Source organism: Corynebacterium frankenforstense, assembly GCF_030211955.1.
Classification (GTDB): domain Bacteria; phylum Actinomycetota; class Actinomycetes; order Mycobacteriales; family Mycobacteriaceae; genus Corynebacterium; species Corynebacterium frankenforstense_A.
This window is the reverse complement of sequence record NZ_JASODI010000002.1, coordinates 190546-216316: the sequence shown is the minus strand read 5'-3', so window position 1 is coordinate 216316 and position 25771 is coordinate 190546. Positions and strand designations below refer to the sequence as shown.

Annotated in this window: 23 protein-coding genes; 6 read left to right on the top strand and 17 right to left on the bottom strand. The window is 71.1% G+C overall.

Annotation, left to right across the window (positions count from 1 at the left end):
- Window positions 1-33: 33 nt before the first annotated feature.
- Window positions 34-708 (top strand): AMIN-like domain-containing (lipo)protein, encoded by a 675-nt coding sequence (locus QP119_RS02035; RefSeq protein ID WP_284773334.1) that lies wholly within the window; start codon window positions 34-36, stop codon window positions 706-708.
- 108 nt (window positions 709-816) lie between these two features.
- On the opposite strand, the gene QP119_RS02030 is transcribed toward QP119_RS02035, so the two are convergent.
- From QP119_RS02030 to QP119_RS02015, 4 genes are all read right to left on the bottom strand, one after another.
- Complete coding sequence (locus tag QP119_RS02030; protein ID WP_423777739.1) at window positions 817-3141, bottom strand: polyribonucleotide nucleotidyltransferase; 2325 nt, start codon at window positions 3139-3141, stop codon at window positions 817-819.
- 123 nt (window positions 3142-3264) lie between these two features.
- Window positions 3265-3534 (bottom strand): 30S ribosomal protein S15, encoded by a 270-nt coding sequence (gene rpsO, locus QP119_RS02025; protein WP_284773330.1) that lies wholly within the window; start codon window positions 3532-3534, stop codon window positions 3265-3267.
- Between the two features lie 171 nt (window positions 3535-3705).
- On the bottom strand, window positions 3706-4656 hold the full coding sequence (locus QP119_RS02020) for a nucleoside hydrolase (RefSeq protein ID WP_284773329.1): 951 nt from the start codon (window positions 4654-4656) through the stop codon (window positions 3706-3708).
- A 33-nt stretch (window positions 4657-4689) separates the two neighbouring features.
- The gene (locus tag QP119_RS02015) at window positions 4690-5655 is read right to left on the bottom strand and encodes a bifunctional riboflavin kinase/FAD synthetase (RefSeq protein ID WP_284773328.1); all 966 of its coding nucleotides are present in this window, start codon (window positions 5653-5655) and stop codon (window positions 4690-4692) included.
- A gap of 45 nt (window positions 5656-5700) precedes the next feature.
- On the opposite strand from QP119_RS02015, the gene truB reads away from it, so the two are divergent.
- Window positions 5701-6588 carry a tRNA pseudouridine(55) synthase TruB gene (truB, locus tag QP119_RS02010; protein WP_284773326.1) on the top strand — a complete coding sequence of 296 codons (888 nt, stop codon included), beginning with the start codon at window positions 5701-5703 and terminating at the stop codon, window positions 6586-6588.
- A 1250-nt stretch (window positions 6589-7838) separates the two neighbouring features.
- On the opposite strand, the gene QP119_RS02005 is transcribed toward truB, so the two are convergent.
- The 9 genes from QP119_RS02005 to rimP form a co-directional block, all read right to left on the bottom strand.
- The gene (locus QP119_RS02005; protein WP_284773325.1) at window positions 7839-8543 is read right to left on the bottom strand and encodes a 4'-phosphopantetheinyl transferase family protein; all 705 of its coding nucleotides are present in this window, start codon (window positions 8541-8543) and stop codon (window positions 7839-7841) included.
- Window positions 8540-9349 (bottom strand): metallophosphoesterase family protein, encoded by an 810-nt coding sequence (locus tag QP119_RS02000; RefSeq protein ID WP_284773324.1) that lies wholly within the window; start codon window positions 9347-9349, stop codon window positions 8540-8542. The genes QP119_RS02005 and QP119_RS02000 overlap by 4 nt, the downstream gene beginning before the upstream one ends.
- A 7-nt stretch (window positions 9350-9356) precedes the next feature.
- Entirely contained in the window at window positions 9357-10676 is a 1320-nt protein-coding gene (locus QP119_RS01995) for an MATE family efflux transporter (RefSeq protein ID WP_284773323.1), read from the bottom strand.
- Window positions 10658-11632 carry a DHH family phosphoesterase gene (locus tag QP119_RS01990; RefSeq protein ID WP_284773322.1) on the bottom strand — a complete coding sequence of 325 codons (975 nt, stop codon included), beginning with the start codon at window positions 11630-11632 and terminating at the stop codon, window positions 10658-10660. Before QP119_RS01990 ends, QP119_RS01995 begins: the two co-directional genes overlap by 19 nt.
- A 4-nt stretch (window positions 11633-11636) precedes the next feature.
- Entirely contained in the window at window positions 11637-12071 is a 435-nt protein-coding gene (gene rbfA, locus QP119_RS01985; protein ID WP_284773321.1) for a 30S ribosome-binding factor RbfA, read from the bottom strand.
- A 204-nt stretch (window positions 12072-12275) separates the two neighbouring features.
- The gene (infB, locus tag QP119_RS01980) at window positions 12276-15038 is read right to left on the bottom strand and encodes a translation initiation factor IF-2 (protein ID WP_284773320.1); all 2763 of its coding nucleotides are present in this window, start codon (window positions 15036-15038) and stop codon (window positions 12276-12278) included.
- Window positions 15039-15139: 101 nt separating this feature from the next.
- Window positions 15140-15418: a YlxR family protein gene (locus QP119_RS01975; RefSeq protein ID WP_075664072.1), complete on the bottom strand. Its 279-nt coding sequence runs from the start codon at window positions 15416-15418 to the stop codon at window positions 15140-15142.
- A gap of 264 nt (window positions 15419-15682) precedes the next feature.
- Complete coding sequence (gene nusA, locus QP119_RS01970) at window positions 15683-16684, bottom strand: transcription termination factor NusA (RefSeq protein ID WP_284773317.1); 1002 nt, start codon at window positions 16682-16684, stop codon at window positions 15683-15685.
- On the bottom strand, window positions 16681-17232 hold the full coding sequence (rimP, locus tag QP119_RS01965) for a ribosome maturation factor RimP (protein WP_284773316.1): 552 nt from the start codon (window positions 17230-17232) through the stop codon (window positions 16681-16683). The genes nusA and rimP overlap by 4 nt, the downstream gene beginning before the upstream one ends.
- A 38-nt stretch (window positions 17233-17270) precedes the next feature.
- Between rimP and QP119_RS01960 the strand changes: the two genes are divergently transcribed.
- On the top strand, window positions 17271-18113 hold the full coding sequence (locus tag QP119_RS01960; RefSeq protein WP_284773314.1) for a hypothetical protein: 843 nt from the start codon (window positions 17271-17273) through the stop codon (window positions 18111-18113).
- On the opposite strand, the gene QP119_RS01955 is transcribed toward QP119_RS01960, so the two are convergent.
- Entirely contained in the window at window positions 18070-18438 is a 369-nt protein-coding gene (locus QP119_RS01955) for a DoxX family protein (RefSeq protein WP_284773313.1), read from the bottom strand. The genes QP119_RS01960 and QP119_RS01955 overlap by 44 nt on opposite strands.
- Window positions 18438-20198, bottom strand: coding sequence for a proline--tRNA ligase (locus QP119_RS01950; RefSeq protein WP_284773312.1), 1761 nt, complete (start codon window positions 20196-20198; stop codon window positions 18438-18440). The genes QP119_RS01955 and QP119_RS01950 overlap by 1 nt, the downstream gene beginning before the upstream one ends.
- Before the next feature lie 55 nt (window positions 20199-20253).
- Here QP119_RS01950 and yaaA point away from each other — a divergent pair, with 55 nt between their 5' ends.
- Window positions 20254-20982 carry a peroxide stress protein YaaA gene (yaaA, locus tag QP119_RS01945; protein ID WP_284773311.1) on the top strand — a complete coding sequence of 243 codons (729 nt, stop codon included), beginning with the start codon at window positions 20254-20256 and terminating at the stop codon, window positions 20980-20982.
- Between the two features lie 33 nt (window positions 20983-21015).
- Here yaaA and cobA read toward each other — a convergent pair whose 3' ends face one another.
- On the bottom strand, window positions 21016-21789 hold the full coding sequence (cobA, locus tag QP119_RS01940) for a uroporphyrinogen-III C-methyltransferase (RefSeq protein ID WP_284773309.1): 774 nt from the start codon (window positions 21787-21789) through the stop codon (window positions 21016-21018).
- 101 nt (window positions 21790-21890) lie between these two features.
- On the opposite strand from cobA, the gene QP119_RS01935 reads away from it, so the two are divergent.
- The gene (locus QP119_RS01935) at window positions 21891-22856 is read left to right on the top strand and encodes an ABC transporter substrate-binding protein (protein WP_284773308.1); all 966 of its coding nucleotides are present in this window, start codon (window positions 21891-21893) and stop codon (window positions 22854-22856) included.
- A gap of 140 nt (window positions 22857-22996) precedes the next feature.
- Here the strand turns inward: QP119_RS01935 and mqo are convergent, their stop codons facing one another.
- On the bottom strand, window positions 22997-24484 hold the full coding sequence (gene mqo / locus QP119_RS01930; RefSeq protein WP_284773307.1) for a malate dehydrogenase (quinone): 1488 nt from the start codon (window positions 24482-24484) through the stop codon (window positions 22997-22999).
- A 203-nt stretch (window positions 24485-24687) separates the two neighbouring features.
- On the opposite strand from mqo, the gene QP119_RS01925 reads away from it, so the two are divergent.
- Window positions 24688-25713, top strand: a complete 1026-nt coding sequence (locus QP119_RS01925) for an alpha/beta fold hydrolase (protein WP_284773305.1) — start codon at window positions 24688-24690, stop codon at window positions 25711-25713.
- Window positions 25714-25771 lie beyond the last annotated feature (58 nt).

The following is a 25771-nucleotide window of genomic DNA, read 5'->3' as shown; positions in this document are numbered from 1 at the left end:
GCGTCCGGCGCTCCCCTCGCGTACCCTGGCCTTATGACACTGAGAGCACATCCTCACCGCGACCACCACCGCACCACAGCCGTCGTCGCCGCTCTCGGGGCCACCGCCCTGGTGCTCACAGGCTGCTCGAGCGATGACGGCGAGGCGGAGACGACCTCCACCCAGGCCGAACTGACCACCATCGCCGCCTCCCCCGAGACGCAGTCCGCGCCCTCGACCAGCCAGGCCGCCGAGGCCCCCGCTGAGACCCCCGCCGACGACTCGCCGGACGCGGCGGCCTTCGCCGCGGCGGGCACCGCGGACAAGGAGCACATGCCCACCAAAATGGACAGCCTCAACATCGTCGACACCCGCGTCGGCGAGCACGACGGCTACGACCGCGTGGTCTTCGAGTTCGACGGCGACGGCGCCGGCGACCCGGGCTATCACACGTCCTACTCGAAGGAGCCCGCCCAGCAGGGTTCCGGCTTCCCCGTCGAGTACCCCGGAAACGTCGCGCTCGTGGTGATGATCCACGGCGTGAAGATGGATCTCGAGGGTCCCCCGCCCGGCCCCGTCGCCGGGGCCGCCGGCTACATCGCCGGTGTGAAGGACACCGGCACCTTCGAGGCCGACGCCCAGTACGTCATCGGCCTGGACCGCGAGCGCCCCTACACGGTCACCACACTGCAGAACCCCACCCGCCTGGTCATCGACTTCCAGTCGTGACGCCCCCGGGCGTGCCGGCCCCTGGCGGGACCGGCACCACCGCCGACAGGAACAAAAATTGCCGACGTCGCGCTGCGCGACGTCGGCAATTTAACTTGCGGTGGGTGCTCAGTCCTCGTCGACCGGGACCAGGGAGATCTTGCCGCGGTTGTCGATGTCGGCGATCTCGACCTCGACAGTGTCGCCGACGTTGATGACGTCCTCGACCTTGTCGATGCGCTTGTCGCCGCCGAGCTTCGAGATGTGGATCAGGCCGTCGCGGCCCGGGGTCAGGGAGACGAAGGCGCCGAAGGCGACCGTCTTGACCACGGTGCCCAGGTAGCGCTCGCCGACCTTGGGCAGCTGCGGGTTGGCGATGGCGTTGATCTTCTCGATCGCGGCCTCGGCGGCCTTGCCGCCGGTCGCGGAGACGTAGACGGTGCCGTCGTCCTCGATGGAGACGTCGGCGCCGGTCTCGTCGGTGATCGCGTTGATCGTCTTGCCCTTCGGGCCGATCAGTTCACCGATCTTGTTGACCGGGACGGACAGCGTCTCGATGCGCGGGGCGTAGTCGCTCATCTCGTCCGGGCCGTCGATGACCTCGGCCATCGTGTCCAGGATGGTGTGGCGGGCCTCGCGTGCCTGGCGCAGCGCGGCGGCCAGGACCTTCGAGGGGATGCCGTCGAGCTTGGTGTCCAGCTGCAGGGCGGTGACGAATTCGGCGGTGCCGGCGACCTTGAAGTCCATGTCGCCGAAGGCGTCCTCGGCGCCGAGGATGTCGGTCAGCGCGACGTACTCGGTCTCGCCGTCGACCTCACCGGAGACCAGGCCCATGGCGATGCCGGCGACCGGGGCCTTCAGCGGCACACCCGCGTTGAGCAGGGACAGCGTCGAGGCGCACACGGAACCCATCGAGGTCGAGCCGTTGGAACCCAGGGCCTCGGAGACCTGGCGGATCGCGTAGGGGAACTCCTCTCGCGAGGGGATCACCGGCAGCAGGGCACGCTCGGCGAGCGCGCCGTGGCCGATCTCGCGGCGCTTCGGGGAGCCCACACGCCCGGTCTCGCCGGTGGAGTACGGCGGGAAGTTGTAGTGGTGGATGTAGCGCTTCGAGGTCACCGGGGACAGCGAGTCGATGTGCTGCTCCATCTTGAGCATGTCCAGGGTGGTCACGCCCAGGATCTGGGTCTCGCCGCGTTCGAAGAGCGCGGAGCCGTGGGCGCGCGGGACGAGGTCGACCTCGACGCCCAGGTCGCGGATGTCCGTGGTGGCGCGGCCGTCGATGCGGAAGCCGTCGCGCAGGATCATCGAGCGCACGATCTGCTTCATCAGCGCGTTGTAGGCGGCGCGCACGGCCTTGGCCTCGTCGGCGTCCGGCTCGTCGCCGAGCAGCTGGCGCTCGACCTCGACCATGTACTCGTTGGTCGCGTCGTCGCGGTCCTGCTTGCCCGGGATGGTCAGCAGCTCGCGCAGCTTCTTGGCCGACTTCTTCTCAACCTTCTTGAACACCTCGTCGGTGTAGTCCGGGAAGAGCGGGAACTCGTGGGTGTCCTTGCCCGCGCGCTCGGTCAGGTCGGACTGGGCACGGCACAGGGTCTCGATGAAGGGCTTGGCGGCCTCGAGACCGCCGGCGACGACCTCCTCGGTCGGGGCCGGGGCGCCGTCATCGACGCGGGCGACGACGTGCTCACCGGCGCCGGCCTCGACCATCATCACGGCGACGTCCTCGACGGTGCGGCCGTTCTCCTCGCGCTCGACGATGCGGCCGGCGACGACGAGCTCGAACAGGGCGTTCTCGTGCTGCTCGGCGTTCGGGAAGGCGACCCACTGGCCGTCCTCGTGGTCCTCGTCGACGATCAGCGCCATGCGCACGCCGCCGACCGGGCCGGAGACCGGCAGGCCGGACAGCTGGGTGGCGGCCGAGGCGCCGTTGATGGCAACCACGTCGTAGAACTCGTCCGGGTCCTGGGACATGACGGTGATGACGACCTGGACCTCGTTGCGCAGGCCCTTGACGAAGGTCGGGCGCAGCGGGCGGTCGATCAGGCGGCAGGCCAGGATCGCGTCGGTCGAGGGGCGGCCCTCGCGGCGGAAGAAGGAGCCCGGGATGCGCCCGGCGGCGTACATCCGCTCCTCCACGTCGACGGTCAGCGGGAAGAAGTCGATGCCCTCGCGCGGCTTGGACGACGCGGTGGTCGTGGCCAGCAGCATCGTGTCCTCGTCGAGGTAGGTCGTCACCGAGCCGCCGGCCTGGCGGGCCAGCTGACCGGTCTCGAACGTGATCTCGCGGGTGCCGAAATCGCCGTTGTCCAGGACCGCGGTGACCGCGGGGATGGTCTCGTCCTCGTCAACGTAGTCGAACTCGATGCTGTTGTCGGGCTTCGGCTGGTTGCTGCGGACGTTCTTCTTAGCCAAGAAAGGTCCCCTCCTTAGGGATCGTGGTACGGCGATCATCGGTGCCGCCGGTCGTGTGCTGTGCATAGTCTCTGCTTACGACGCCGACCACTGTATCACCCGGGTACGCGAAGACCCCGCCGCCCACTGGGTGGGTGACAGGGTCTTGCAAGCGGGTGGAGCCTAGCGGCGCAGGCCCAGACGCTTGATCAGGTCGCGGTAGCGGTCGATGTTGGTCTCGGCCAGGTACTTCAGCAGGCCGCGGCGACGACCGACCATGAGCAGCAGGCCACGACGCGAGTGGTGGTCGTGGTGGTGCGTCTTCAGGTGCTCGGTCAGGTTGGTGATGCGCTCGGTCAGGAGGGCCACCTGGGCCTCCGGGGAGCCGGTGTCGGTCTCGTGCAGGCCGAACTCGGACAGGATCTCGCGCTTCTTCTCGGTGCTCAGAGCCATGAGAGAATCTCCTCTTATTTCAGTCCACATGAAAGTGCTGCCCGCGGCGGCGGCTTCAGGCCGGCGCGCGGCGGGCGGGTCGGACTGCTGTGGACCGCAGTCGCGTCAAAGACCGTCGACCAGGCTAACACGGCCCCGGGCGGGCGACCTAATCCGGGGCCGACGGGTCCGCTAATCCGCGAGGACGCGGCCGATGCGCTCCATGAGCTCAGCCAGGAATCGCTCGGCGTCGACGCCGACGGCCACGCGCGCGGTCTTGTCCTTCTCGGAGAGGCGCTCCTCGTCGCCGATGGTGCGCCCGCGGGTCTCGCCCTCGGTGTCGACCTTCATGTTGACGGGCAGCAGGTCAACCAGGGACTCGTCGACGGCCACGCCGACGGCCAGCGGGTCGTGCAGGCCGCAGCCGCCCAGGTAGGGGGCCGTCGTCTCGTAGGCCTTGATGTAGTAGTCCGTGATGTCGGCCAGCTTGGTGGCCGCCTCGGTGCCCAGCTCGCGCCACTTGGCGGTGTCCTCGTAGGTCAGCAGGGTCTGCAGGGTCACGTCCAGGCCGACCATGGTGACGTCCCTGGCACGGCGGAACATCAGGTCACTGGCCGCCGGGTCCTGGTTGATGTTGGCCTCGGCCCAGGCGCTGACGTTGCCGGGCACGATCAGGGCGCCGCCCATGAGCACGATGTGGGCCTTCTCGGCGAACTCCGGGTCGGCCTCGATGGCCGCCGCGATGTTGGTCGACGGGCCGGTGGGCACGATGACCAGGTCGTCGCCGTACTCGCGCACCGACTCGACGAGGAAGTCCACGGCGGGCTTCTCCTCGGGGCTGCGCCCGGAGGCGGGCAGCTCGACGTCGCCGACGCCGTTGGCGCCGTGGATGAACGAGGAGATCTCCAGGACCTCGAAGCCGTCGCGGTCGCTGGCGTGCGGCAGTCCGGCGTAGACGGGCACCTCGGGGTGGCCGAAGAGGTCCAGCAGCGCGAGGTCGTTGGCCACGCCCTGCTCGACGAGCACGTTGCCGTAGGTGCCGGTCACGCCGATGAGCTCGAGCTCCGGCGAGCCGAGGGCGTAGGCGAGCGCGAGGGCGTCGTCGACGCCGGTGTCCAGGTCCAGGATGATCTTCTTCGTCATGGCGCCCCAGTCTAACCGCCGTCACCGCGCGGCTCAGTCGACCCCGAGGAGCTCCCTGGCGCGCTCGACGTCGCGGCCCATCGCCTCGAGCAGCTCGTCGACGCCGTTGAACTTGACCATGTCGCGCAGGTGGGCGACGAACTCGACGCGGGCGGTGTGCCCGTAGAGGTCCGCGTCGCGGCCGATGACGAAACTCTCCACGCTGCGCGGGTCCTCGCCGAAGGTCGGGTTGGTGCCCACGGAGATCGCCGCCGGGTAGCGCACCCCGGGCTCCATGTCGCCGTCGACGGGGCCCTCGTCGACGACGGTGAGCCAGCCGGCGTAGACGCCGTCGGCGGGCAGCGCCATCGACTCCGGGAAGTACTGGTTGGCCGTCGGGTAGCCCAGCTGGGCTCCCCCGCGCCCGGCGCCGTGCACGATCTTGGCGGTGACGGAGAAGTCGCGGCCGAGCACCCAGTCCGCGCCCGCGACGTCGCCGGCGGCGAGGTACTCGCGCACCAACGAGGAGCACAGCCGGCGCCCGCCGTCGTGGACGAGGTCGACTACCTCGACCTCCACGCCGTACTCGTCGCCCAGCTCCCGCAGCGTCTGCGAGGTGCCGGCCGCGTCGCGGCCGAAGGTGAAGTTCTCGCCCACGAAGACGGCGCGGGCGCGCAGGACGTCGCAGATCAACGAGCGGAAGTAGTGCCGGGCGTCGAGCCCGGCGAGCTCGTGGGTGAAGTTGACCACCAGCACGTCGTCGACACCGAGCTCACCGGCCAGCCGGACGCGCTCGTCGAGGCTGGTCAGCTGCGTGGGCGCCTTGTCCGGCAGGAAAACGGAGATCGGGTGCGGGTCGAAGGTGCACATCACCGCGGGCACGCCGAGCTCGCGGGCGCGGCGCACCGCCGCCTCGATCAGCGCACGGTGGCCGCGGTGCACGCCGTCGAAGACGCCGACGGTCACCACGCATCCGGCCAGATCGGAGGGCACACTGGTCATTCCGTACCACACAGTCACGCCCACCAGACTAGAGCATCACGCACGCTTTCTAGACTCGTGCCCATGACTGCTTCCTCCTCCCCCGCCGCCTCCACCGACCCCCTGGCCGACTCCGGCCTCGTGGTCGTGGACAAGCCGGCCGGGATGTCCTCCCACGACGTCGTCGCCCGCGTGCGCCGCGCGCTGGGCACCCGCAAGGTCGGCCACGCCGGCACGCTGGACCCGATGGCCACCGGCGTGCTCGTGCTCGGCGTCAACCGCGGCACGAAGTTCCTGGCGCACCTGACCGCGGCGACGAAGTCGTATGCCGCGACGGTGCGCCTGGGCGTGCGCACCGACACCGACGACGCCGAGGGCGAGGTGACCGGGCGCACGCGCCCGCTTGACGACGCCGCGCTGGCGGCCGGGGTGCGAAAGCTCACCGGCGAGATCATGCAGGTTCCCGCGGCGGTCTCGGCGATCAAGATCGACGGCAAACGGGCCTACGCCCGGGTGCGCGACGGCGAGGCCGTCGAGATCCCCGCCCGCCCGGTGACCGTCAGCCGCTTCGAGGTGCTTGAGCGCCGCGGCGACGACGTCGACGTGGAGGTCGACTGTTCCTCGGGCACCTACATCCGGGCGCTGGCCCGCGACCTCGGCGGGCACCTGACCCGGCTGAGGCGCACGGAGCTGGGGACGTTCTCGCTGGCCGACGCGGTCACGCTGGAGGAGCTCGCCGAGCGGCCCCGGCTGTCGCTGAGCCTCGACGAGGCGCTGAAGCGCTGCTACCGGGCGCTCGAGGTGACCGACGAGGAGTACGCGGCACTGGCGCAGGGCAAGTGGCTCGAGCCCCGCGGGCTTGCCGGGGTGCACGCGGCGGTGGGCCCGGACGGCCGGGCGGTCGCCCTGGTGCGCGAGAAGGGCAGGCGCCTGGCCACGGTCTTCGTGGCGCGCCCGTCGACACTGACGTGAGGCGGGTGGCCGCCACCTGCCGACCCGAAAACCTCACTGAGCGTCCGCCGTTCCGTCTGGCGCCCCTCGCGGTTTCCGGAAAGAGCCCGAACCCCGTTTCCAGACGAGAACACCCGAATAGATGAAGACCCCGAGAATCATCGCCCAAAACGCTTCGAAATTCCAGAATTCCATTGCCGCAGCGACCACTGCGGCAGCGATAGCTGCACCGGCCGAAACAATTCGGCCACAGCGGCGCCACCGCTGTTCCCGAGACCCTGCGGCGATCGCGGAGAGCGCGATGTCGGCACAGGCGAGCCCCATACAACACAGTGCGGTGACGCTCAACAGTGCCTGGGGCTGATTCACGTAGCCCGCTGAGCTACCGACGTACCTGAGCACCGTTGTCACGGCCAACGCGAAGGCCACGGATGCACCGGCCGGATAGAGCAGAGATCTGCTGACCACGGTCCACCTTCCTCTCCCGCCGGCCGTCAGTCCGGATCGGTCGGGTCCGACGCGTTGAACTCCTCACAGCAGTTGTAGTACAGCGTCATGCACTGTGCGAAAAGGCAGGCACCCATCACAACTGGATTCCAAAACGCCCAGCCACAATTCCCCCCTAGCACATCTATCCTCCTTCACACGGTCCAGGCAGCCTTGATCAAACCTGGCACAGTGCCCAGAGTTCAAGAGCATCGCCCCGTGCTGGCTAACCTCATCCACGACCAGTGAGCCGTTCTGATTTGAGGACTTGATGACTCTTACGCCATCCGCCCCGCTGAGCGGCCTGACTACCGTAATTGCATCATTTTCGTCACGTCCCGCCACAGCGTGCAGTTTCTCCCCCCGAGTCAGTCTGAATGACAGCCCCAATGTGGTTCTCGTAGGACCCGAGTGAAGCCAAGTCCGCTTGCTCCAGCACAGTACTGCCCTGAAGATACTGGATCTCACGTTCCACCGTCTCTGCGCCCATCGGCTCGTTGCTCACCTCCGCGACACTCGCGCAGCTTCCACTGGCCACAACCTCTTCCGCAACCGCGTTCCCAGCGACACCAAGACCCGACCCAGTCAATACTGAGATCGCCAAGACCACCACTGTGACCTGGGATAGGAACCGTTGTGCAGAGGCATATTCATGTAATCTTCCTCCCCTACGAAATTTTTAGTGAAGTATACTACAGAGACCTGGAGGTCTTCGCAACGGGTTCGGGAAACATGCGCCAACGCTGTATGTTTTGCCCCAGCAACGTCGCCCTGCCCAGCGCGCCTCACCGGTGCAGGTAGCGCCGGGAGACCACCCGGCGCACCGCGGTGGTGGCGACCACGTAGCCCGCGGCCTCCACCCAGCGGCCCTCGATGAGGGCGACGGGTGTGGGGCGCACCAGCAGGTAGGAGATGAACGTGCCGTCGGCGCGCAGATCGATCTCCGCCTGGTCGAACTCGAGGAAGCGCCGCGTCAGCGGGAACCAGGCCTTGTAGGTGGCCTCCTTGGCGCAGAAGAGCAGCCGGTCCGGGTTGGCCACCCCGGCGGCACGCAGCCGCTCGAGCCGGGAGAGCTCCCCGGGCCGGGCGATGGCGCCGAGCACGTCGTCGCCGAGCGCCTCATTGGGCTCGGCGTCGAGGCCGACGGAGACCGCGCGGGAGCGCGCCACAGCCACCGCCGCGCGCAGCCCGTCGGTGTGGGTGATCGAGCCGGTGTAGCCGGCTGGCCACAGGGGCATGCCCCGCTCGCCGCGCAGAATCGGGTCCGCCGGCCCGCCCAGATCCGCCAGGGCGGTGTGGGCGCACCAGCGGGCGTCGCCGAATTCGGCCTTGCGTTTGGCCACGGCGTGCGAGACGAGGCCCTGCTCGAGCGGGTGCAGGTTCAGGTAGTTCTCCAGGCTCGGCCTGGAGGGCGCCTTCTCCGTGATGACGTAGCAGTATGAGGCCGCCTCCGGGAAGAGGCCCGGGGCGAAGAGACCGTGGTGGCTCATGAGGCGTCCCTCTCCCGCAGTAACGGGTACGGCCAGGACCGCGCGAGGCCGCGGCGCGGGCGCCACTCGCGTGGGTAGCCGAGCGAGACCTCGTGGTGCGCGACGCCGTCGACGGTGACCGTGCCGGGCATGTGCAGGTGGCCGTAGACGACCGCGCGGGCGTTGTACCGGCGCGCCCAGTCGCGGGTGTGCCGGGTGCCGCACCACAGGGCCAGCTCGGGCAGCGCCATGCGCAGCGTCGGCTCCTGGACGAGGGGCCAGTGGTTGACCAGTACGGTCGGGCCGGTGACCCGGGAGAGCCGGCGCACCGAGTAGGCCAGGCGGTCCCAGCACCAGGCGCGCACGTCGACGAAGGGGGCGATCGAGTACTCGTCGGTCATGACGATCTGGCGGGCGCGCGCCCGGGCCAGGGCCTCCTCCACCGACAGGCCGGCCACCCGGAAGGAGTAGTCGTAGAGCGTGAAAAGGGGGCAGACGGTCACCCCGTCGAAGACCGGGTAGCGGTCCTCCGGGGTGACCACGCCGAGTCCGCGGCAGGCCTGGACGAGCTCGTCGTAGCGCTGGCGGCCGCGGGCGCGGTCCGTCGAGCGGGCGAACAGCTCGTGGTTGCCGGGCACCCAGATCACCTTGGCATAGCGCGCGGCGAGCTCGGCGAGGATGTCGGTGACCACCGCCGGGCGCTCGGCGACGTCGCCGGCGACGATCAACCAGTCGCGCGGGTTGTCGGGGCTCAGCTCCGCCAGGCGGGCGCGGTTCGCGCGCACCGCGGCGTGCAGGTCCGAGACCGCCCAGAGCGTGCGTGCCACCACCGGTCTAGGTCACCGCCCACTTCATGGACCGGAAGCGCCACCACACGGCGGCCATGCGCAGCCCGATGAAGGCCACCAGGCCACACCACACGCCGGTCAGCCCGCCGTCGACGGCGAAGGAGATCCACACCCCGGGCAAAAAGCCCAGTAGCACGGCGAGGATGGTCGCGTTGCGCAGGAAGACCGCGTCGGAGGCGCCCAGCAGCACCCCGTCCAGGGCGAAGACCACCCCGCCCATGACGATCATGACGATCATCAGCCACCAGGGCCCGGCGATGGCCTCGAGCACCGCCGCGTCCGAGGTGAAGATCCGCGGGATCACGCCGGCGCCGAGCGCGAAGACGACGCCGAGCACGCCGGCGAAGACCACGGAGTAGCCCGTGATGCGCCGGCCGGTGCGCCGGGCGGCCGCCACGGTGCCGCGGCCGAGTGCGGCGCCGGTCAGCGTCTGCGCGGCGATGGCCAAGGAGTCGAGCACCAGCGTGATGAAGTTCCACAGCTGGAGCATCACCTGGTGGGCGGCCAGGGAGGCGGTGCCGAAGCGGGCGGCCACCGCGGCGGCGGAGAGAAAGGCTACCTGGAAGCTCGCCGAGCGCACGATGAGGTCGCGGCCGAGCACGAGCTGGCGGCGGATGACCGGCCAGCGCGGGCGCCAGTCGCCGCGGTGGCTGCGCACCAGCGCGACCAGGAAACAGCAGGCGGTGATGAACGTCCCGGTGACGTTGGCCCACGCGGAGCCGACCAGGCCGAAGTGCCCGACCAGGTAGGGCACGAGCACCGCGCCCGGGAGGACGCCGGCCAGCGTGAAGTAGAGCGGGCGGCGGGTGTCCTGGATGCCGCGCAGCCAGCCGTTGCCCGCCATGACGATCAGGGTCAGCGGGATCGACAGGGCGGCCACGCTCATCCAGTGCGCGGCCTCGGCGGCGACGTCCGGCGAGCCGGTCAGCCAGCCGGCGAAGACCGGCGCGAACAGCTCGATGATCAGCGCGAGCAGCAGCCCGACGCCGACGGCGACCCAGGTCGCCTGCACGCCCTCGGCGATGGCGGCGGAGCGCCGGCCCTCGCCGTAGAGGCGGGAGGCCCGGGCGGTGGTGCCGTAGCTGAGGAAGGTCAGCTGGGTGGTCACCTGCGCCTGGATGGTGGTGCCGGCGCCGAGGGCGGCCAGCTCGAAGCCGCCGAGGCGGCCGACGACGGCCGTGTCCAGCAGCAGGTAGAGCGGGGTGGCCGCGAGCACGCCGAGGGCCGGCAGCGCCAGCCCGAAGATCGTGCGCGCGGAGACCTCGGGGGCCTGGTCGCCCCGCTCCGCTACAGCTCGCCGCGACACGCGCGCACCCCCTCGAGCAGCTCGGCGATGACGGACTCGGCGGTGCCCGGAGCGGTGTAGCCGGCCGAGGCGCGGTGCCCGCCGCCGCCCAGGTGGACGGCCAGGTGCGAGACGTCGGCACGCGGGGCGCGCAGGGAGACCGACCAGTGTCCCGGGCGCAGCTCCTTGAGCACGGCGGCCACGGTGGCCCCGCGCACGGCGGTAACCATGTCGATGACGACCTCGAGGACGGACTTCGGGTGGCCCTGCACCTCCGCGCAGTCGGCGACGAGGGCGGCCACGCCGAGCCCGTCGACGTCGTGCATGCGGCTGGTGGCCAGCACGCGGCCGATCATCGTCAGGTCGTCTACGCTGACGGCGTCCATCAGCTCGGCGGCGATGCGGCGCGGGTCTAGGCCGGCGGCCAGCCAGCGCCCGCCGAGCTCGTGCATGCGCGCCCCACCCCAGCGGAAGCTGCCGGTGTCGGTGACCAGCCCCGCGTAGAGGCCGTGGGCGATGTCGGGCTCCGTGTCGTCGACGCCGAGCTCGGCGAAGAGGTCCGCGAGGATCGTCGTGGTCGACTCGGCCTCCGGCACGATCAGGTTGAGCCCGCCGAAGCCGGGGTTCGACTCGTGGTGGTCGACGCAGACGACCTGGTGCTCACGCTCCTCGAGCTGGCCCGCCAGGTACCCGGTGCGGTCCAGGGAGGCGCAGTCGAGCACGAGGTAGAGCTCGGCGGGCAGCAGCTCGCGCGAGCAGGTGACCTCGTCGGCGCCGGGGATAGTCAGCAGGTGCGCCTCGATGGGCGCGTCCTGGCCGATCTGGCCGCGGGCGGTAAGCCCCAGGCGTCGCAGCGCGGCGACGGACGCGGTGACCGAGCCGATGGCGTCGGCGTCGGGGCGCAGGTGCGCGACGACGGTGACCGTACGCGCCCCACGGATCGCCGACGCGACGTCGGCAAGCGTGGCGGACGCCATGGCGTCAGTTCTCGTCGTGGCGGTAGGGGTCGGCGTCGCCGGCCGGGCGCGCCCCCTCACGGGTGCGGGCCAGCTCCTCGTCTCGAGCGCGGGCGCGGGCCAAAAGCTCCTCCATGCGCGCGCTCGACTCCGGCACGGCGTCGAGCTCGAAGCTCAACGTCGGGGTGAAGCGGACGCTGAGCTGGTCGCCGACCAGCTTGCGCAGCTGGCCGCGGGCGGCGGCCAGGCCGGCGGCGGCCCGCTCGGTGTCGGGCTCGTCGTCGATGCCCTCGCCGCGCACCGTGTAATAGACGGTGGCGTCGTGCAGGTCGCCGGTGAGGCGGGTGTCGGTGACCGTCACCAGGTTGACGCGGGGGTCCTTGATCTCGCGCTCCAGAGCGGTGGCGACGATCGTCTGGATGCGCTTGGCCATGCGGCCCGCGCGGGCGGAATCGGCCATGGTCGGTCCCCTTTCGGTGGCGGAGTTCAGTACCGCGCCAGTCTAGCCGCCCCGGCCCGCGGGCAGCCACCAGGTCGCGGCCCGGTCGCCGGCCCGGGTCGAGCCCGCCCGAGCCGGAGGCTCGCATGCGAAGAGGGCCGGCGACCGCCCCCGTTCAGAGGGAGCCGGCACCGGCCCTGCCGGTCACGCGCTGATGGCTTTCGATCAGGCCTCGCGCGGGACCTCCACGGTCTCGAAGACCTGGATCTTGTCGCCGACGGCGATGTCCGGGTAGCTGAGCACCATGCCGCACTCGTAGCCGGCCGTGACCTCGGTGGCGTCGTCCTTGCCGCGGCGCAGCGACTCGATGGTCGCCTTCTCCGCGATGACGTTGCCGTCTCGGACCAGGCGCACGGTCGCGCCACGGCGGACCTTGCCGGTCTCGACCATGCAGCCTGCGATGAGGCCGACGGCGGAGGCCTTGAACAGCTGGCGGATCTCCGCCTCGCCCAGGTCGCGGTCCTCGTAGACCGGCTTGAGCATGCCCTTCAGGGCGGCCTCGACCTCGTCGATGGCCTGGTAGATCACGGTGTAGTACCGGATGTCCACGCCCTCGGCGTTCGCCTCCTCGGTCGCCTTGCCCTCGGAGCGGACGTTGAACGCGATGATCACCGCGTCCGAGGCGGCGGCCAGCGAGACGTTGGTCTGCGTGACCGCACCGACGCCGCGGTCGATGATGTTCAGCTCGACCTCGTCGTCCACCTCGATCTTGAGCAGGGCGTCCTCCAGGGCCTCCACCGAACCGGCGTTGTCGCCCTTGAGGATGAGGTTGAGCGTCGAGGTCTCCTTGAGCACCTTGTCCAGGTCCTCGAGGGAGACGCGCTTGCGGCGCTTGGCGGCCTCGGCCGAACGGCGGCGCGCGTCACGCTGGTTGGCGATCTGACGCGCCACGCGGTCGTCCTCGACGACGAGCAGGTTGTCGCCGGCGCCCGGGACCCCGTTGAGGCCCTGGACCTGGACCGGCCGCGACGGACCAGCCTCCTCGACGTCCTCGCCGTACTCGTCGAGCATGCGACGCACGCGACCGTAGGTGTCGCCGGCGACGATGGAGTCGCCGACGCGCAGCGTGCCGCGCTGGACGATGACGGTGGCCACCGGACCACGGCCGCGGTCCAGGTGCGCCTCGATGGCGACACCCTGGGCGTCCATCTCCGGGTTGGCGCGCAGGTCCAGCGCCGCGTCAGCGGTCAGCAGGACGGCCTCGAGCAGCTTGTCGATGTTCTGCGACTGCTTGGCGGAGATGTCGACGAACATGGTGTCGCCGCCGTACTCCTCCGGCACCAGGCCGTACTCGGTCAGCTGGCCGCGGATACGCTCCGGCTGGGCCTCCGGCTTATCGATCTTGTTGACCGCGACCACGATCGGCACGTCGGCCGCCTTGGCGTGGTTGATCGCCTCAACCGTCTGCGGCATGACGCCGTCATCGGCCGCGACCACCAGGACCGCGATATCCGTCGACTCGGCACCACGGGCACGCATGGCGGTGAACGCCTCGTGACCCGGGGTGTCCAGGAACGTGATCGTGCGCTCACGGTCGTCGACGTCCACGTCGACCTGGTAGGCGCCGATGCCCTGGGTGATACCGCCGGCCTCGCCCTTGCCCACGTTGGTGTGACGGATGGCGTCCAGCAGGCGGGTCTTGCCGTGGTCGACGTGGCCCATGACGGTGACCACCGGAGGACGACGCTCGAGGTCGTCCTCGGTGCCCTCGTCCTCACCGAACTGCAGGTCGAAGGACTCGAGGAGCTCGCGGTCCTCGTCCTCCGGGGAGACGACCTCCACCTTGTAGTTCATCTCGTCGCCGAGCAGCTGCAGCGTCTCGTCGGAGACGCTGGCGGTCGCGGTGACCATCTCGCCCAGGTTGAACAGCGCCTGGACGAGCGACGAGGCCTCGGTGCCGATCTTCTCGGCGAAGTCCGACAGGGAGGCACCGCGGCGCAGGCGCAGGGTTTGGCCGTGGCCGTCGGGCAGGTGCACACCGCCGACGACCTTCGGGGCCTTCATCGCCTCGTACTCGTGCCGCTTCTGCCGCTTCGACTTGCGACGACGACGCGGCGGGCCACCCGGACGCCCGAAGGCACCCGCGGTACCGCCACGACGACCGCCCCGGCCGCCGCGGAAACCACCCGGAGGGCCACCGTGGCCGCCCGGGCCGCCACGCCGACCGCCACGGCCGCCGCGGCGCCCGCCGGTGGCGGACTTCGCCGGCATCTGGCCGGGGCTCGGGTGGGAGGGCATCATGGCCGGCGTCGGTCGCTTGCCGCCGCCGTTACCGCCGGAACCGGAGCCGGAGGCGCGCTTCTTGGCGCCGCCGGTGCCGCCCGGACGCGGGGCCGGACGCTCGTTGCGGCCGGTCGAGAACGGGTTGTTGGCCACGCGCGGCGCCTTGGCGCCCGGGCGCGGGCCCGGCTTGGGCTGGCCGCCGCGCGGACGCGGCATCGCGCCCGGCTTCGGGGCGGACTTGCCGTGACCGTGGCCGTCGCCGTGGTGCTGGCCCTGCCCCGGCTTGGGGGCGGCCTTCTTCGCCTCCGCCTGGCCGGGCTTGGGGGCCTGGCCGGGCTTGGGGGCCTGGCCCGGCTTCGGGGCGGCCTGACCCGGTTTGGGCGCGGCCTTCTTGGCGGCGGCCTGGCCGGGCTTCGGGGCCTGACCCGGCTTCGGGGCGGCCTTCTTGGCGGCGGCCTGGCCGGGCTTCGGGGCCTGGCCGGGCTTCTTGCCCTGGGCAGGCTTCTTGGCCGGAGCGGACTTCTGGTCCGACTTCTCCGGCTGCTTCGCCTCGTAGATGCCACGCATCTTGCGGACCACCGGCGGTTCGATGGTCGACGAGGCGGTCTTGACGAACTCGCCCTGCTCCTTAAGCGTGGCGAGCAGTTCCTTGCTGGTTACACCGAGCTGTTTGGCCAGCTCGTGTACGCGTAACTTTCCGGGCACTTCTCTCCTCTAACTCTGTGCTAGAAGCCGAGAAGGTCCCTGCCTTCCGGCTCCCAGCCTGTGTTGATGATGTTCATCGCTGATGCTTCATCGGGTGCTCATCAGGGATCGGTCTTCCTTTTCAGGTCGGGATCGGCCAGGTATTCGCGGACCTGGCCGGTGTCCGTTTCGGCGGACACCCTGAGCGCGCGCTGAATAGCACGGCGCTGGCAAGCAAGGTCCAGTGCGTCGAGATCGGGGGTGATCCAGGCGCCGCGGCCGGGGAGGCGACGGCGCGGATCGGGGATGATGCGGTCCGGGTCAGAGGGGTCGACGACCAGCCGGAGCAGTTCGGTGTCCGCCTTTCGCTGATGCGTGGCGACACAGGTACGTACCGGCATTCTCTTCCGTACCGCTCCTTCTCTTCTCGCACGTGGGCCGCGGAACATACTACGCCATGAATCGGCGAATCTGTACTCGCCCCCGCTCGCCGGGGACGGCCGCGCCATCAGCGCGGGTTCAGCGTCCGTTCACCGGCAGTTCGCGGGGTTCACCCCTTCGGTTCCCGGCCGGTGGGTGCCGGGTCTGCACGGGGCACACACGCGTGCGGCCCGCGCCCCGGCGTCTGCACGGGGTCACGGGCCTTCGCTGAAGCCGCTCGGCGGCTACTCCTCGATGTCGGAGTGGATGTCGATCTTCCAGCCGGTCAGGCGAGCGGCCAGACGGGCGTTCTGCCCCTCGCGGCCGATGGCCAGCGAGAGCTGGTAGTCCGGCACGGTCACGCGGGCGGCGTGCGCCTCGGCGTCGGTGACCTCGACGCGCACGACCTTGGACGGGGCCAGGGCGTTGCCGACGTAGGTGGCCGGGTCCTCCGAGTAGTCGATGATGTCGATCTTCTCGCCGGCGAGCTCGGCCATGACGTTGCGCACGCGCTGGCCGCGCGGGCCGATGCAGGCGCCCTTGGCGTTGAGGCCCTTGACCTTGCCGGCGACGGCCATCTTGGTCCGGTGGCCCGCCTCGCGGGCGATGCCGACGACCTCGACGGAACCCTCGGCGATCTCGGGGACCTCGAGGGCGAACAGGCCGCGGATCAGCTCCGGGTGGGTGCGGGAGAGCTGGATCTGCAGGTTGCGCGGGCCACGGGAGACGCCGACGACGTAGGTGCGCACGCGGTCGCCGTGCTTGAGCTCCTCTCCCGGGATCTGCTCGGCGGGCAGCAGGATGCCGTCCTGGCTGTCGAGCTCGGTGCCGAGCTCGACGACGACGATGCCGCGGGCGTTGGCCGTGGCGTCGGCCTGGACGACGCCGCTGACCACGGTGCCGACGATCTCCTGGTAGGCCTCGTAGGCCTGGCCGGTCTCGGCCTCGCGCAGGCGGCGCACGATGGCCTCGCGCACGGCGTGGGCGCCGACGCGGGAGAAGTTCGCGGGGGTGTCGTCGTACTCCTCGACGGCCTCGCCGTCCTCGTCACGCTCGGTGACGATCACGGCCACGTCGCCGCTGGCGGAGTCGATGTCGACGCGGGCGGCGGAGCGCTCCGTCGCTGTGGTCCCGCGGAACTCGCGGTAGGCGCCCAGCAGCGCCCCGGCGATCGTCTCGAGCATGTCCCCAACGGGGATGTCCTTGTCCTTCTCGATCGTGCGCAGCGCGTCGATGTCGATATTCACTTGTCGTCCTTTCGCGTGACGGTGTTCAGCGACTCAAAATCCGCCCCGGTCAGTTCGGTCTCCTGCTCCGGGGCAGAGGAGAATTCTACCTGAACGACCGCGCGCGGTGAATCCGCCACCTTGAGCAGGCGCACCGACAGGTCCGCGCCGACGAGCGCGACGGTCTCCTCGGCGGCGTCGAGCGGCCCGATGCGCCAGGTCTGCGGGGTCTCCCCCTCCGCGGTCAGCTCGACGAGCCGGTGGCGGTTGCGCCGCCAGTGGCGCGGGGCCGTCAGCAGGGTGTCGATCCCCGGCGTGGTCACCTGCAGCGTGTAGCCGGCGCCCAGGCGCAGCTCGCCGCGTTCCTCGGCGGCGTCGAGGAGGTCGGAGAGCCTCTTGGAGACCTCCTCGAGGCGGTCGAGGTCAGGTCGCTCGTCGGCGTCGACGGCGACGGCGATGACGGACTTCTTGCCCGCGGGGGTCGCCTTGACGTTCTCGAGGTCGAGACCGAAGTCGGCGACGGCGGGGGCGAGCAGTTCGGACAGTTCTGCGACGGTCGGGAATGCCATGGCCCCAACACTATCCGCCGCGGGTAGCATGCCGGTTCGTGACCTCCCCCGCCCGCATCCGCCGCACCCGCCCGCACCGTCTGAACGCCCGCCCCCGGGCACTGACTGCCGCCGTGCTCGCCGCCTGCGCGTTCGGCGCGACGTCGTGCTCGGTCCTGGGCCCGCGTCCCGACGCCGCGGTGCTCGAGCTGGCGCGCGGCACGCTCGCCGCCGCCGAGGAGTCCGACTCCCTGCTGCGCGCGCAGCAGGCCGACCAGCTCTTCGACGAGGTCGAGCGCCTCTGCGGTGAGCCGCTGCCGGAGAGCTGCGCGGTCGAGCGCACCACCGACGGCGTGGTGCCGGCGGGGCTGAAGGCGACCGTCGACGCCGTCGACGAGGTCCCCGAGGAGTCCGCGGACCTCGTCGCCGCCCAGGCGGTGGACCTCGCCGTCGCCGAGAACGAGCCCGGCGCCACGGACGAGGGCGCCGGGGACGGGACCGTCGACGCGGACGTGGCCCTTCCGGATCCCGAGGACGTCTCCGTCGAGGGCCTGACCGAAGAGGACGCCGAGGCGCTGCGCGAGCTGCTCTCCTGGGAGCAGGCGCTGCGCTACGGGCTGACCTCGGCGGCGGCGTGGGCGGGCCCCCAGGACGCCCTGGTCGCCGCCGGCGACCGGCGCGCGGCCGTGCTGACCGCGCTGCTGGAGCAGGCGGATACGCCGGTGCCCTCCCCCGCCACCGGCTACGAGTTCGAGGTGGCGCCGGCCGAGCTGCCGGCGCGGGCCGCCGAGGACACGGCGGCGCTGTGGACGCGCACGGCCGCCGGCATCGGGGCCGACGCCGTGCGCGCGGTGGTGGTCAGCGGCGCGGCGAACGCCACACTGACCAACCCGACCAGATGAGCGGCAGCTGCAGGGGCAGCCGGCCGTAGGCCACGGCCAGCCAGGCCGGGCCCTTGCCCGCGCGGGTCCACTGGCGGGCCATCTCGACGTTCGCGGGGAAGACCGCGGTCATCAGCGCCGCGGTGGCCAGGCCGCCGTAGCGGCGCACCTTCTCGTCCGGGCAGGCCATCGCCGCGGCGCAGCCGAGCTCGGCCACGCCCGAGGCATAGGTGTAGGCCCGCGCCGAGCCGGGCAGGCCGGCGGGCACGATCGAGTCGAAGGGCTCGGGCTTGAGGAAGTGCAGCACGCCCGCACCACCGAGCAGGGCGATCATGAAGCGGCGCATCAGCGGGCCTCCTCGACGGCGGCGAGGATGTCCTCGACCGCCGAGTCGACCGGCACGTTGCGGGTCTCACCGCCGCGCTCGCGCAGCTCCACGTGGCCCTCGGCGAAGCCGCGGCCCAGGATCGCGATGAAGGGCATGCCCAGCAGCTCGGCGTCCTTGAACTTCACGCCGGGGCTGACCTTTTTCCGGTCGTCGAAGAGCACGTCCAGGCCCGCCGCCGAGAGCTTCTCGGCCAGGCGGCCGGCGGCCTCGACGGCCTCCGGGTCCTTGTTCGCGGCGACAACGTGCACCGGGTAGGGCGCCACGGAGACCGGCCAGTTCAGGCCCTTCTCGTCGTGGCGCTGCTCGGCGAGGACGGCCAACAGGCGGGAGACGCCGATGCCGTAGGAGCCCATGGTGGGCACGACGCGTTTGCCGTTCTCGTCGAGGATCTTCACGTCGAAGGCCTCGGTGTACTTGCGGCCCAGCTGGAAGATGTGGCCGATCTCGATGCCGCGCTCCAGCGTGAGCGTGCCGTGGCCCTCGGGGGCCGGGTCACCCTCGCGGATCTCGGCGGCCTCGACGTAGCCGTCCGGGGTGAAGTCGCGGCCGCACACCACGCCCACGGCGTGGCGCTGCGGGGCGTCGGCACCCGTGATCCAGGTGGTGCCGCGCACCACGCGCGGGTCGGCGAGCACGCGCACGCCGTTGGCGGCCAGCCCGACGGGGCCGACGTAGCCCTTGACCAGGAACGGGTTGGCGGCGAAGTCCTCCTCGCCGGCCAGCTCGACCTCGGCGGGCTCGAGGGCGGCCTCGAGGCGCTTCATGTCGGCTTCGCGGTCGCCGGGCAGCAGCACGCCGGTCAGCTCCGGCTCGCCGCCGGGCTGGGTGACCTTGACCACCAGGCACTTCAGCGTGTCGGTCAGCTCGACGTCGCGGCCGTCGACGGTGACGCCGGCCGAGCGCGCCCACTCGACCAGGGTGTCCATGGTCGCGGCGTCCGGGGTCTCGTGGACGGTCATCTCGGGCAGGTCCTCGACCTCGCGCTCGGCGGGGTGCGGGGTGACCACGGCCTCGACGTTGGCCGCGTAGTCGCCCTCGGTGGCGCGCACGAAGGTGTCCTCGCCGTTGTCCGAGACGGCCAGGAACTCCTCGCTGGCCGAGCCGCCCATCGCGCCCGAGGTCGCGTGGCAGATGGCGTAGTCCACGCCGAGGCGGTCGAAGATGCGCTGGTAGGCCTCGCGGTGCTTCGCGTAGGACTCCTCGAGGCCCTCGTCGGTCATGTCGAAGGAGTACGAGTCCTTCATGGTGAACTCGCGGCCGCGCAGGATCCCGGCGCGCGGGCGCTCCTCGTCGCGGTACTTCGTCTGGATCTGGTACAGGGTGACCGGGAAGTCCTTGTACGAGTTGTAGAGGTCCTTGACGGTGAGGGCGAACATCTCCTCGTGGGTCGGCCCGAGCAGCATGTCGTTGCCCTTGCGGTCCTTCAGGCGCAGCAGGGCGTCGCCGTACTCGGTCCACCGGTCGGTGGTCTCGTAGGGCTCGCGCGGCAGCAGCGCCGGGAAGAGGAGCTCCTGGGCGCCGATGCGGTCCATCTCCTCGCGCACGACGTTCTCGACGGCGCGGAAGGCCTTCAGCCCCAGCGGCAGCCAGGAGTACACGCCCGGCGCGACGCGGCGGATGTAGCCCGCGCGCACGAGCAGCTTGTGACTGGGTACTTCGGCGTCCGCCGGATCCTCGCGGAGGGTGCGCAGGAACAGCGTCGAAAGGCGTGTGATCATGTCTGGGAACTCTACCCGCACCCCTCCGCGGTGCGGGGACGTAGTCTGGGGAGCCGTGTTGATCGTGCTGCCTCCCTCCGAGACCAAGGCCCCCGGCGGCTCCGGTGCCGCGCTCGACGTGGCGTCTCTGTCCTTCCCCGGGCTCAACCCCGTGCGCCGCGAGCTGATCGCGGAGCTGAGCTCCCTCGACGTCGACGAGGCGCTCGAGGTGCTCGGCATCTCCGAGCGGCTGCGCGGCGAGGCCGAGGCCAACCGCGAACTGACCACTGCCGCGACGATGCCGGCCGTCGAGCGCTACACCGGCGTGCTCTACGACGCGCTGGACGCGCCCTCGCTCTCCGACGCCGCGCGGACCCGCCTCGCGGTCGGCTCGGCGTTGTTCGGACTGGTGCGCGCCGGCGACCTCATCCCCCACTACCGCCTCTCGGCGGGCAACAAGCTGGGCGGGCGCACGCTCAAGTCGCGCTGGGGCACGGCGGTCACCGCCGAGCTCGAGGCGCTCGACGGGCTGGTGGTGGACCTGCGCAGCGGCGCCTACCAGCAGCTGGGCCGCTTCCGCGAGGCGGTGACGGTACGCGTGGAGACCCCGGAGGGCAAGGTGGTCAGCCACTTCAACAAGCACTACAAGGGCGGGCTGGCCCGGGTGCTGGCCGAGTGCCCCGACGAGCCGGACGACGCCGCCGGCGTGGTGCGCGTGGCCCGCGCGGCGGGCCTGGACGCGCGCGTGGACGACGACCCGCCGAAGTCGGCGCCGAACCAGGTCATCCTCACCGTCGAGCGCTGAGCGGCGTGCGCGCGAGTGCCGACGCCGCGTGGGTCACCGTCGGGCGGCGACCTCGCCGATGACGTAGACGGCCGGCGAGGCGACCTGCTCGCGTGCCATCGTCTCCCCCAGGGTGCCCAGCGTGCAGTGGAAGGCGCGCTCGCGGGCGGTGGTGCCCTCCTGGATGACGCAGGCCGGGGTGTCAGCGGACAGGCCGCCCCCGCCGAGGGCGACGGCGATCTCGGCGGCGTGGCGCACGCCCATGATCACGCAGACGGTGCCGCCGGCGGCGGCCAGCGCGTGCCAGTCGACCAGGCTGCGCGGGTCGCCCGGGGCGAGGTGCCCGCTGACCACGGTGAAGGAGTGCACCACCCCGCGCTCGGTGACGGGCACGCCCACGGCGGCGGGCACGGCCACCGCGCTGGTCACGCCGGGCACCACGGTGCACGCGACGCCGGCGCGCGCGCAGGCGCGCCCCTCCTCGGAGCCGCGCCCGAAGACGAAGGGGTCGCCGCCCTTGAGGCGCACGACGTTCCTGCCCGCCAGGGCGTGCTGAACCATGAGACGGTTCGTGGTCTCCTGGGCGACCTTGCGCGCATACGGCAGCTTCGCGACGTCGACAATCTCTTTTTCTGCGGTGTCGCACAGCCGCTCCAGCTCGGCGGTGGGGCCGAGGTGGTCGGTGAGGATGACGTCGGCGTCCTGCAGGGCGTGCATGCCGCGCACGGTGATCAGGTCCCAGGCGCCGGGGCCGCCGCCGACGAGCGTGACGCGGCCGGGTGCGGCGGGCACTTCAGGGTTGTCTTCAGACACCGTGGGGGAAACCATGGGATCACATGTTAGCCCGCTGTGTACCCCTGTTGGCGCGCCGCCTCCGGGCGGCCTTAGAGTGATGGGCGGACAAGCCGTCACGTTCCCGAAAGGCCCGCATGTTCCCCAAGCGTCTCGCACTGATCACCGCCGTCTGCGCCTCCGGGGCCCTCCTCGCCGCCTGCGGCGGTGAGGGCGCCGAAGACGAGTCCACGACGACCTCCGCAACCGCCTCCGAGACCGCCCAGACCACCGAGACGACCGAGGCCACGCCCGACCACGTCGAGCGGCTGACCGCCGTCGTTCCCGAGCTGGACGGTGTGCCCGAGTTCGCCGAGAAGGTCGCTGACAGCGAGGCTGTGCGCGAGGCCGCCGACAACGTCGAGATCGACACCTGGGACGACGAGGCGGAGACCGAATCCCTGCTGGCCGACGGTGAGCACGACATCGTCATCGCCCCCGTGCAGAAGGCCGCACGCGCCTTCCACGAGGGCGCGAACATCAGGCTCGCCGGCGCCACCTTCTGGGAGCCGCTCGTGGTCGCCGGTGTGGCCGAGACCCCCGAGGACCCGGACGACGCCACGCAGTGGACCGGTAAGCTGGCGGGAAAGAAGATCGCGACCGCGCTGCCCGAGGACTCGGTGCCGGCGCTGGCGCTTCGCCACATCCTCGACCGCAACGAGCTGCAGGACACCGAGATCCTGCACGTGGCGGACACCGCCGTCGCGCAGGCCGCCATCGACGAGGGCGAGGCCGCCGCGATGCTGACCTACGCCACCACCGACACCGACCTCAACCGCCTGTTCAAGCTGCAGGACGAGTGGGCGCGCACCACCGGCTCGCTGCCGCGGCTGCCATCGCTGGGTGTCATCGTCAACGCGGACTTCGCCGAGGAGCACCGCGACATGGTGCGCACCGTCGTGCGCGCCGCCTCCGACGAGGCCGGCGAGGACCGCGAGCTGCTGCCGGGCCGCGAGGTCGCCTCGGAGCTGGGCCGCTTCTACGAGAACATCGGCCAGACCGCCGAGGACGTCATCGGTGCCCGCACCATCGACCCCGACTTCTTCCTCAAGCGCCGCGTCTGAGTAACCCGTGACGCGGGGGCGCTGAGAGGCCTGCGGCACCGCCGGACGATGCCGGTCGACAGCGCCCCTCCCCCGGGCCCGGCGCCGGCCCGGACACGAGAACGGCCCCCGCATCTCGCGGGGGCCGTTGTCTCGTGGCGTCAGCGGTTGAGCTGTAGCGTTTTCTGGGTGCGCTCCCAGGTCTTGGCGAAGAGCTCGGGCTCCACGGCGAACTTGCGGCCGTAGGACGGGATGAGCTCGTGCAGCTTGTCGGACCAGTCGATCATGCGCTCACCGAAGCAGCGCTCGAGCAGCTCGAGCATCGCCGCCGGGGCGATGGACGCGCCCGGGGAGGCGCCGAGCAGGCCGGCGATGGAGCCCTCGGAGTTGTTGATCACGGCGGTGCCGAACTCCAGGGAGCCGAAGCGCGGGGCCGGCGCGGGGCGGATGACCTGCACGCGCTGGCCGGCGACGATGAGCTCCCAGTCCTTGCCCTCGGCGGTCGGCATGTACTCGCGCAGGGTCTCCATGCGCGCGTCGAAGTTCTTGGTGACCTCGCTGACCAGGTACTTGGTCAGGTCGAACTCCTGGACGGCCACACCCAGGTAGCTCGGGATGTTGTCCGGGCGGATCGACTTGAACAGGTCCAGGTAGGAGCCCTTCTTCAGGAACTTCGGCGTCCAGCCGCCGTAGGGGCCGAACAGCAGGCCCTTCTCCCCGTCGATGACGCGGGTGTCCAGGTGCGGCACGGACATCGGCGGGGCGCCGACGCGGGCCTTGCCGTAGACCTTGGCGCGGTGCTGCTCGATGAGCTCCGGGTTGGTGCAGCGCAGCCACATGCCGGAGATCGGGAAGCCGGCGATGCCGCGGACCTCGTTGAGGCCGGCGGAGCGCAGCAGGTCCAGCGCGTAGCCGCCGGCGCCGACGAAGACGAAGTTGGCGCGCACGGCCTTGCGGTCGCCGGTGTGGACGTTCTTGTAGTAGACGATCCACTTGTCGCCGTCCGGGCGGATGCGGGTGACCTCGTGGCCGTAGCGGAACTCGGTGCCGGCCTTCTCGGCGTGGGCGACGAACTGGCGGGTCAGGGCACCGTAGTTGATGTCGGTGCCGGACTCGGTCCAGGAGATGGCGACCGGCTCGGAGAAGTCGCGGCCCTTGGCCATCAGCGGCAGCTTCTCAGAGAAGACGTCCTTGTCGTCGGTGAACTGCATCCCCGGGAAGAGGGTGTGCTCACGCAGCGTGTCGTAGCGGCGGCGCAGGTAGTCGACCTGCTCCTGGCCCTGGGCCAGCGAGACGTGCGGGACCGGGTTGATGAACTCCTTCGGGTCGCCCAGCACGCCGTGCTCCACCTGGTGGCTCCAGAACTGGCGCGAGACCTGGAACTTCTCGTTGATGTTGACGGCCTTGGTGATGTCCAGCAGGCGGTTCTTCTCCGGGGTGTAGTTCAGCTCGCACAGGGCGGAGTGGCCGGTGCCGGCGTTGTTCCACGGCGAGGAGGACTCGAGGGCCGGGCCGTCGAGGCGCTCCAGGACCATCTGGGTCCAGTCGGGCTGCAGCTCCCGGAGCATCGCGCCGAGCGTCGTACTCACGATGCCCGCACCGATGAGTGCGACATCGACCTCGTCGGTGATCTTAGCGGTTTCTGACACCTTTGTCTTCCCCTCACATGGACTGTCGGCCGCCCGCCCGGACGGGAACACCGGGACCAGGGCTGGGCAGACCGGGATGGCTGACCTTGTCGCACCCAGCTTACGCCGTACCCGAGTGACCGGGGTCAAATGGCCCACCCCCTGGCTGTTCCGCTACACCGCACCCCCGCTCACCCCGGCGGACCCCGGTACACTCAACGGCCATGACCGACACGATGTGGCAACCGTGGGCCCCCGACATCCTCGGCCCGGACTACGAGAGCGCGACGCTGCGCCTCGGTCCCGACCCCGACGGCGAGGGCGAGGCGGTGGCCACGCTCGTGCGGCGCACCCCCGTCACCGACGGCCCGGCGGTGCTGTGGATCCACGGCATGACCGACTACTTCTTCCAGGACCACCTGGCCGCCCACCTGGCCGAGGCCGGCTACGCCTTCTACGCGCTGGACCTGCGCAAGTGCGGCCGCTCCCACCGCCACGCGCAGCGCTGGCACTACACCAGCGACCTGCGCCACTACCACCCGGAGCTGACCGCGGCGCTCGATCACGTCGCCGCCCGCCACCCCAGCGTGGTCCCGATGGCGCACTCGACCGGCGGGCTGATCGCCGTGCTCTGGTTCGACTGGCTGCGCCGGGCCCGCCCGGAGCTGGCCCGCCGGGTCGCGGGCATGGTCCTGGACAGCCCGTGGCTGGCCCTGCAGTACGGCGCGCGCAACCCGCTGATCGCCGGGGCCGCGCACGTGCTCGGCCGGCTGCGCCCGGGCATGGCGCTGCCCGGCGGCGACCTCAACGCCTACGGCGAGTCCATCGCCGCCGACTGGGACTTCGACGAGCGCTACAAGCCGGTGGCAGGCACCCCGAAGTACGCCGGCTGGCTGCTGGCGGTCGTGCGCGGCATGGAGCAGCTGCGCGGCGGGCTCGACCTGCACCTGCCGGTGCTCACGCTCACCTCGGACCGTTCCTGGCTGGGCCAGCCCTACTCGGCGGCGTCGGACACGGCGGACACCGTCCTCGAAGTCGAGGCCATCCGGCCGGTCGCCGAGTCCCTCGGTGCGGCCGCCGAGGTGGTCCCCGTGCCGGGTGCCCGCCACGACGTCTACCTCTCCCTGCCGCTGGCCCTGGAGCAGGCGCTGACCGAGACCACCGGCTTCCTCGACCGCGTCACCGGCGCCGAGGCCGAGGGCACCGGCTCCGACGGCGCCGACGGCTCCGCCGACGACGCCGCGCACTGAAACCGGCCACAATGGTGGGGCGGCCACGGGAGACCCCGGGGCCCTGCCGAGGAACGAG

What these genes read in the sequence shown, in the direction of transcription:
- QP119_RS01935 (WP_284773308.1), top strand. Translation starts at nt 21,891, where the DNA reads ATGTTCCCCAAGCGTCTCGCACTGATCACCGCCGTCTGCGCCTCCGGG.
- QP119_RS01950 (WP_284773312.1), bottom strand. Translation starts at nt 20,198, where the DNA reads ATGATCACACGCCTTTCGACGCTGTTCCTGCGCACCCTCCGCGAGGAT.
- QP119_RS02020 (WP_284773329.1), bottom strand. Translation starts at nt 4,656, where the DNA reads ATGACGAAGAAGATCATCCTGGACCTGGACACCGGCGTCGACGACGCC.
- QP119_RS01925 (WP_284773305.1), top strand. Translation starts at nt 24,688, where the DNA reads ATGACCGACACGATGTGGCAACCGTGGGCCCCCGACATCCTCGGCCCG.
- QP119_RS02035 (WP_284773334.1), top strand. Translation starts at nt 34, where the DNA reads ATGACACTGAGAGCACATCCTCACCGCGACCACCACCGCACCACAGCC.
- truB (WP_284773326.1), top strand. Translation starts at nt 5,701, where the DNA reads ATGACTGCTTCCTCCTCCCCCGCCGCCTCCACCGACCCCCTGGCCGAC.
- QP119_RS01955 (WP_284773313.1), bottom strand. Translation starts at nt 18,438, where the DNA reads ATGCGCCGCTTCATGATCGCCCTGCTCGGTGGTGCGGGCGTGCTGCAC.
- cobA (WP_284773309.1), bottom strand. Translation starts at nt 21,789, where the DNA reads ATGGTTTCCCCCACGGTGTCTGAAGACAACCCTGAAGTGCCCGCCGCA.
- QP119_RS02030 (WP_423777739.1), bottom strand. Translation starts at nt 3,141, where the DNA reads ATGATCGCCGTACCACGATCCCTAAGGAGGGGACCTTTCTTGGCTAAG.
- QP119_RS01990 (WP_284773322.1), bottom strand. Translation starts at nt 11,632, where the DNA reads ATGGCGTCCGCCACGCTTGCCGACGTCGCGTCGGCGATCCGTGGGGCG.
- QP119_RS01975 (WP_075664072.1), bottom strand. Translation starts at nt 15,418, where the DNA reads ATGCCGGTACGTACCTGTGTCGCCACGCATCAGCGAAAGGCGGACACC.
- rpsO (WP_284773330.1), bottom strand. Translation starts at nt 3,534, where the DNA reads ATGGCTCTGAGCACCGAGAAGAAGCGCGAGATCCTGTCCGAGTTCGGC.
- rbfA (WP_284773321.1), bottom strand. Translation starts at nt 12,071, where the DNA reads ATGGCCGATTCCGCCCGCGCGGGCCGCATGGCCAAGCGCATCCAGACG.
- QP119_RS02005 (WP_284773325.1), bottom strand. Translation starts at nt 8,543, where the DNA reads ATGAGCCACCACGGTCTCTTCGCCCCGGGCCTCTTCCCGGAGGCGGCC.
- rimP (WP_284773316.1), bottom strand. Translation starts at nt 17,232, where the DNA reads ATGGCATTCCCGACCGTCGCAGAACTGTCCGAACTGCTCGCCCCCGCC.